This window comes from Streptomyces sp. NPDC054794 (assembly GCF_053611585.1).
The window spans coordinates 74,045-80,632 of the sequence record NZ_JBSHAQ010000046.1 but is presented as its reverse complement, the minus strand read 5'-3'; the positions used below and the strand labels follow the sequence as shown (position 1 = coordinate 80,632).

The following is a 6,588-nucleotide window of genomic DNA, read 5'->3' as shown; positions in this document are numbered from 1 at the left end:
GGCTGCTTCTTTTTTTTATACTCTACTGACTGGGCGCGCGGGGCCCGGGCGCGCGGCCGCCGCGCGCCCGCTTTCCACCGGGCCCGCGCCCGCGCGGTCGGCCGCGCCGTCCGGTCAGCTCGTCGCGCCGACCGCGTCGCGGATCAGGCCGGCGACCTCCTGCGGCCGGGAGACGGCGACCGCGTGCGAGGCGCCCTCGATCTCCACGACGGTCGCCCCGGCCCGCTCGGCGGCGAAGCGCTGCACCTCGGGGTTGATCGCGTGGTCGGCGTCGGCCACCAGGGCCCAGGACGGCTTGGTCCTCCAGGCGGCCGCGGCGGCCTTCTCCTCGAAGGCCGCGGCGGCCAGCGGGCGCTGCGCGACGGCCAGGACCTTCGTGACGTCCTCGGACACGTCGGCGGCGAAGACCGACGGGAAGGCGTCCTGGGCGATGGTGACCTCGACGGCGGGGTCGGCGCCCGCGACGGGGTACGTCCACTGCTTCAGGTTGCTGACCAGCGGCGAGTCGGGGAAGCGGCCCTGCAGCTCACCGAGGCTCTCGCCCTCTTCGAGGACGTAGGCGGCCACGTAGACCAGCCCGACGACGTTCTCCGTGGTGCCGGCGACGGTGATCAGCGCGCCGCCGTAGGAGTGGCCGACCAGCACGACGGGGCCGTCGATCTGGGCGGCCACGGAGGCGACGTACGCGGCGTCGGCGGCGAGGCCGCGCAGCGGGTTGGGCGGGGCTATGACGGGGATGCCGTGGGCCTGCAGTTCGGCGATCACGCCGGACCAGCTGGTCGCGTCGGCGAAGGCGCCGTGGACGAGGACGACGGTGGGTACGGAAGTGGTCATCTCGCGTTGTCTCCTCGGTCTCAGGCGGTGTGCAGGGCGGCGCGCAGGGTGGCGACGGCCTGGGCGATGGCGGCCTCGGCGGCGTGCGTCTCACGCAGCGCGTTGAGCATCACGAAGTCGTGGATGATGCCCTGGTAGCGCACGGCGGTGACCGCGACGCCCGCCTCGCGGAGCTTGTTCGCGTACGCCTCGCCCTCGTCGCGCAGCACGTCCGCCTCACCCGTGATGACCAGGGCCGGGGGCAGGCCGGTGAGCTGCTCGGTGGTGGCGCGCAGCGGGGAGGCGGTGATCCGGGCGCGCTCGGCCTCGTCCGTCGTGTACTGGTCCCAGAACCACTGCATGCCGTCGCGGCGCAGGAAGTAGCCCTCGGCGAACCGGTGGTAGGAGCCGGTGTCGAAGGAGGCGTCGGTGACCGGGTAGAACAGCACCTGTTGGACGAGGGGGACGTCCCCGCGCTCCTTCGCCATCAGGGTCAGCGCGGCGGCCATGTTGCCGCCCACCGAGTCACCCGCCACGGCCAGCCGGCTGCCGTCCAGGCCCTTGGTCGCGCCCTGCTCGACGACCCAGCGGGCGACCGCGTAGTTCTGCTCGACGGCGACCGGGTAGCGGGCCTCGGGAGACAGGTCGTACTCGGGGAAGACGACGGCGGCGTTCGCGCCCACCGCGAGTTCGCGCACCAGCCGGTCGTGGGTGTGGGCGTTGCCGAACACCCAGCCCGCACCGTGGATGTAGAAGATCACCGGCAGGGTGCCGGTGGCGCCGACGGGCTTGACGATCCGGGCACGGGCGCTGCCGGTCGGGCCGCCGGACACGGTGATCCACTCCTCGTCGACGGCCGGCTTCTCGATGTCGCCGGACTGCACCTCGTCGACGGCCTTGCGCCCTTCCGCCGGGGCCAGGTCGAACAGGTAGGGCGGATTGGCGGTCGCCTCCGCGAAGGCGGCGGCCGCGGGTTCCAGAACCGGCGTGACCGGCTCGACGGCGTCGGACATGTGCGTCTCCTGCTGTTGCTGGTAGGTGCGTTGTCGTGCGTCGGCCACGCTAAATCCGTCCGGCGGGCCCGAACTGTCCATGAGTGCACTGTCGATGTTCCGACGGTGCACCGAATTCGAGTGCGCTGCGGGGAAGAACGGAGTGCGCTGACGGAACAGAACTCCCCTTCGCCCTGGCCTACGTTCATGACGAAACGACCCCGGCGCATTCCCCCGGCCTCGATTCACTCGATTCGGGAGGGGTTCAGAAACGTGTCAGCAATGCCCGTCGGCGGGCTGGTTCCCCGGGCCACGGACAACGCCGCCGACTCGTCGTGCGCAATGCGCGGATCCACACCCAGGACCCGCGGCGCCCGCAGGCCGGCGCTCTCGCCGTCCGCGGCGGGGTCATCACGGCGGTCGGCGACGACAAGGACGTGGCCGCGCTCGTCGGCCCGGCCACGGAGGTGGTCGACGCGCTCGGCCGACGGGTGGTACCCGGCCTCAACGACGCCCACCTGCACGTGATCCGGGGCGGCCTCAACTACGTACTCGAACTGCGCTGGGACGGTGTGCCCACCCTGCGGCAGGGCCTGGCGATGCTGCGCGAGCAGGCCGCCCGCACCCCGAAGGGGCAGTGGGTACGGGTGGTCGGCGGCTGGTCGGCCGAGCAGGCGGACGTCTTCCCGGAGCGCAAGAGCATCGACCGCACCACCATGAACGCCTGGGAGGACGTCCCCTTCGTCGAGGCGGTGAAGGCGACCGGCCGCAAGAAGCTGGTCATCGCCGGCCTGTGGACCGAGGTCTGCGTCGTCCTGCCCACGCTGTCCGCGCTCGCCCAGGGCTACGAGGTGTACGTCGTCACCGACGCGTCCGGCGGTGTCAGCCCGCAGGCCCACGAGCACGCCGTGCAGCGCCTGATCCAGGCCGGCGCGATTCCGGTGACCTGGGTGCAGGTGCTGCTGGAGCTGCAGCGGGACTGGGCGCGTACGGAGACGTACGAGGCCACCACGGGTGTCGTGAAGGAGCACGCCGGCGCCTACGGCCTCGGCATCGTCTACGCGCAGGCGTTCATCGGCGCCCACCCCGCCGGCTGATCCCGCGCCGGGCCGACAGAGAAGACCGAACGGGCAGGAGCGGGCGGAAACACGATGGACACTGGACTGCTGCTCCTCCGGCTGGTGGTGGGGCTGCTCATCGCCGGGCACGGGGTGCAGAAGGTGAGTCACCTCCTCGGAGGCAACGGCTTGGCGGGCGGGACCGAGGAGTTCCGCCGCGACGGATTCCGCGGCGGCACACTGACCGCGCTGGTCGCGGGCGGCAGTCAGATCGGGGCCGGCCTGTTCCTGTCCGCCGGGCTGCTCACACCCCTCGCGGCGATGGCGGCGATGGGCGTGATGACGGTCGCGGGCACGGTGAAACGGCCCAAGGGGCTGTGGGTGCAGAACGACGGCTACGAGTATCCGCTGGTCCTCGTCGTGATCTCCGCGGCGCTGGCCCTCACCGGACCCGGCCGCTGGTCCCTGGACCACGCGCTGGGGCTCACTCCCTGGCCGGTGTGGACGGCTCTCGCCGTGATCGCGATCGGCCCGGGGAGCGGGCTGCTCACCCGTCTGGTGCTGCACCGCCCGGCCACGTCACCCGTGAAGGAGCGCCATGCGCGGGTTGCTGACTGACGCGCTGCGCACGCTGGTGCCGGCCGGGGAGGAGCGCCATGGTCCGCTGCCGCCCCTCATGCTGGCCCTGACGCTGGTCACCGGTCTGGTGGACGTGGTGAGTCATCTGGCGCTCGGGCACGTCTTCGTCGCCAACATGACCGGCAACGTGGTCTTCCTCGGCTTCGCGCTGGCCGGGGCCGACGGCCTGTCGGCGCTCGCCTCCGTCGTCTCGCTCGCGGCGTTCCTGCTCGGGGCGCCGGCGGGCGGCCGGCTCGGCACCCGGCACGCGGCGCACCGCGGGCATCTGCTGCGGACGGCGAGCGCCCTGCAGACGGCTCTGGTCACCGTCACGGTGGTGGTCGCCGCGGTGGCCGACGGCCGGGTCGGCACCGGCGTGCAGTACACGCTGATCGTGCTCCTCGGGCTGGCCATGGGCCTGCAGAACGCGGTCGCCCGGCGGCTCGGCGTCCCGGATCTCACCACGACCGTGCTGACGCTGACCCTGACGGGACTGGCCGCGGACTCCACCCCGGCCGGAGGCGCCGCACCGCGGCCCGGCCGCCGGATCCTGTCCGTCCTGGCCATGTTCCTCGGGGCGCTGGCGGGGGCCCAACTCCTGCTCCACGGGCACCTCGTGGCGGTACTGTCCCTGGCCCTGCTGCTGCTCGCGGTGACCTGCGTGACCGTCCACCGCCTCTCCGGTGCCGAGGCCACGTGGATGCGCCCGCGGTCCTGCGGGTCCGAAACGGCTCACAAGGGTTCGCACACATGTCGAAGTCCCCCTCGCCGAGGGGGACTTCGACATGTACGGCGTTACTCGGGGCGAGGGCGGGCGCTCTCCCGCCACTCGCGCGGGGACATTCCGTAGGCGGTCCTGAAGACTCGGCTGAAGTGCGTGGCGCTGGTGAAGCCCCAGCGGGTGGCCACGGCCGCGATGGTCGTGTTGTCGCGGGCGTGCGAGCCCAGGTCGCGGCGGCACTCCTCCAGGCGCCGTCGCTGGATCCACCGGGCGACCGTCGTGCGTTCGTCCTTGAACAGCTTGTGCAGATAGCGCAGGGAGATGTAGTGCGCGCGGGCGATGACCTCGGGAGTCAACTCCGGGTCGGTCAGGTGCAGTTCGATGAACTTCTGGATCCTGGGCACCAGCGGCGACGACGGGGTGTCGTCCTGTCCCGCTCCGGCCGCGCCCAGTTGCTCCGTGGCGAGTGCGGCCAGGAGGTTCACCGCGTTCCAGGCGAGCATCTCACCGACCTGGGGCCGGGCCGCCGAGGCGGTGTCGGCGAGGTCGGACAGGAACGGCGCCAGCAGGGTGCCGAGCCGGGACGCCCCCGGGACCGGGGCCCGCGAGAGGCGCTCCACGTCGGGCGCCGACAGGCCGAGCAGCTCGCGCGGGACGAGGAACACCTTGCGGCGGACCCGCTCGGGGAAGTCCAGCAGCGCGGGGCGGCACACGTCGTAGAAGCAGATGTCACCCGGGGCGAGACGGACCTCGGCGGGCTGTGCGGCGGACGGTGCGCCGCCGCCCCCGCGCAGGCCGACGAAGAGGTACTCGCCGCTGTCGCGGGCGACCAGCCGGTCCGGCCGCCGGACGGCCGCCGGTATGACCGTCTTCGGGTACGGCCGCTTCTCCCAGGGAAGTCGCGCGGGCGCGGTGTCGTCGATCACGATGTCGACGCCCCTGGGCATCCGGCGCGCCTCGTCCCGGTGTTGGGGTGCGTGCGGAGCGCCGACCTCGCCGACGCAGGCCTCGATCGTGCTGCTGATGGACATTTTCCGCCGCCTCCGGGACAGATCGTGGTCTTGCTTGATCGGACCGTAGGTCGGGGCATGTGCAAAAAGAGTGACGGATGAGTGAGCGCGGCTCATCACACCGGACTACGGGGCCGCCTCGTGGAGCGCGGTGAGTTCGGCGGCGAGGACGCGCAGCAGGTCGTGCAGCGCGTAGTGGCCCGGCGGGTGCTCGGTGACGAGGTGGGCGTCGGCGAGTTCCCGCAGCGCCGGACCGACTTCGTCCGGTGGCAGGCCGGCGAGGGCCGCGGCCCCCGCCACCGTGCGGTCGGGGCCGGGGTGCCCGGGCAGCAGCCGGAACAGATCGGCGGCCCGCGGCGACAGCCGCCGGTAGGAGCCGGTGAAGGCGACCCGGGGGTCGGCGCAGCCCGCGGCGGAGACGAAGGCGTCGAGGGTGTCGGCGTGGTGGCGGAGTTCGGTGGCGATGGCCGCGAGGGGAAGTCCGCGTGGGCGACGGCCCGGGCGGCGACGACGGCGAGGGCCAGGGGCAGAGGTGTTCGCCCTGCCCCCGCAGCCGGGCCCCGACCCGGTCGGCGTCGGGATGGCCGAGCGGGGTGAGCAGGCGAGCGCCTCCCGCCAGGAGGCGCGGGCGGCCTCGTGGTCGCCGGCGGCGAAGAGGGTGTCGCCGATGCGGACGAGGGTGACGGCCTCCAGGTAGGGCACGCCGTGCTCGCGCAGCAGGGTGAGCGCGTTGCGGTAGCCGAGCAGGGCGTGCGGATGGCGGCCGAGGTGGTGGTAGGCGTAGGCGATGCTGTCCCAGGTGGTGGCCTGGCCGTAGCGGTCGCCCAGTTCCTGGAGCATGGCCAGGGCGTCGAAGCAGTGGTTCAGTGCCTGCCGGTACTCCCCGCGCAGCGCGTGGTACCAGCCGACGGAGTTGAGCACGCCGGCCCGCGGCGCCCGGTGGCCGGTGGCGCGGAACAGGTCGAGGGCGAGCTGGTTGTGCCGCAGGGCGCCGGTGAGGTCGCCCCGCTGCTCGGACACCCAGCCGAGGCTGTGGTGGGTGTTGGCCCGGCCGAGGTCGTCACCGAGGCCGGTGAACAGCTCCAGGGCCCGCTCCAGGCGAGGCTCGCACCGGTCGAGGGGACGCGCTGTCGGCCGACAGCCGGTATCCGCCCGCCTCACGGAGCAGCCAGTTGCCCGCCGCTCGGGCCGACAGTCCGGGCTCCAGCAGCCGGCGCAGCGAACCGACGTGCCGACGGACCACGTTGACGGCACTGCGCGGGGGGGCAGGTGCCCCACAGCACGTCGACGATCTCGCTCACGGCGACCGGTTGACCCGCCCGGACCAGCAACAGGACCAGGAACGCGCGCTCCTGAGGCCCCCGAGATCCAGCTCC

6 protein-coding genes and 1 pseudogene are annotated in these 6,588 nt (G+C 73.0%); 3 read left to right on the top strand and 4 right to left on the bottom strand.

What is annotated here, in order from left to right; all coding sequences use genetic code 11:
• Window positions 1–114 precede the first annotated feature (114 nt).
• Both ACWGKT_RS36135 and ACWGKT_RS36130 read right to left on the bottom strand, forming a co-directional pair.
• Window positions 115–834 (bottom strand): alpha/beta fold hydrolase, encoded by a 720-nt coding sequence (locus tag ACWGKT_RS36135; protein ID WP_356157193.1) that lies wholly within the window; start codon window positions 832–834, stop codon window positions 115–117.
• 20 nt (window positions 835–854) lie between these two features.
• Window positions 855–1,826 (bottom strand): alpha/beta hydrolase, encoded by a 972-nt coding sequence (locus ACWGKT_RS36130; RefSeq protein ID WP_453276965.1) that lies wholly within the window; start codon window positions 1,824–1,826, stop codon window positions 855–857.
• 314 nt (window positions 1,827–2,140) lie between these two features.
• Between ACWGKT_RS36130 and ACWGKT_RS36125 the strand changes: the two genes are divergently transcribed.
• The 3 genes and pseudogenes from ACWGKT_RS36125 to ACWGKT_RS36115 form a co-directional block, all read left to right on the top strand.
• Entirely contained in the window at window positions 2,141–2,902 is a 762-nt protein-coding gene (locus ACWGKT_RS36125) for an isochorismatase family protein (protein ID WP_453276964.1), read from the top strand.
• Window positions 2,903–2,956: 54 nt separating this feature from the next.
• A complete protein-coding gene (locus ACWGKT_RS36120) occupies window positions 2,957–3,481 on the top strand; it encodes a DoxX family protein (protein ID WP_453276963.1) in 525 nt (174 codons plus the stop codon).
• Window positions 3,462–4,196: pseudogene (locus ACWGKT_RS36115) on the top strand (YoaK family protein); the annotation flags it as partial. The gene ACWGKT_RS36120 and the pseudogene ACWGKT_RS36115, both read left to right, overlap by 20 nt.
• An 80-nt stretch (window positions 4,197–4,276) precedes the next feature.
• On the opposite strand, the gene ACWGKT_RS36110 reads toward ACWGKT_RS36115, so the two are convergent.
• Window positions 4,277–5,233 (bottom strand): helix-turn-helix domain-containing protein, encoded by a 957-nt coding sequence (locus ACWGKT_RS36110; protein WP_453276962.1) that lies wholly within the window; start codon window positions 5,231–5,233, stop codon window positions 4,277–4,279.
• 105 nt (window positions 5,234–5,338) lie between these two features.
• Window positions 5,339–6,373 (bottom strand): tetratricopeptide repeat protein, encoded by a 1,035-nt coding sequence (locus ACWGKT_RS36105; protein ID WP_453276961.1) that lies wholly within the window; start codon window positions 6,371–6,373, stop codon window positions 5,339–5,341.
• Window positions 6,374–6,588 lie beyond the last annotated feature (215 nt).

Excerpts from the sequence above, each read along its gene's own strand:
- ACWGKT_RS36135 (WP_356157193.1), bottom strand. The coding sequence starts at position 834 with ATGACCACTTCCGTACCCACCGTCGTCCTCGTCCACGGCGCCTTCGCC.
- ACWGKT_RS36130 (WP_453276965.1), bottom strand. The coding sequence starts at position 1,826 with ATGTCCGACGCCGTCGAGCCGGTCACGCCGGTTCTGGAACCCGCGGCC.
- ACWGKT_RS36120 (WP_453276963.1), top strand. The coding sequence starts at position 2,957 with ATGGACACTGGACTGCTGCTCCTCCGGCTGGTGGTGGGGCTGCTCATC.
- ACWGKT_RS36110 (WP_453276962.1), bottom strand. The coding sequence starts at position 5,233 with ATGTCCATCAGCAGCACGATCGAGGCCTGCGTCGGCGAGGTCGGCGCT.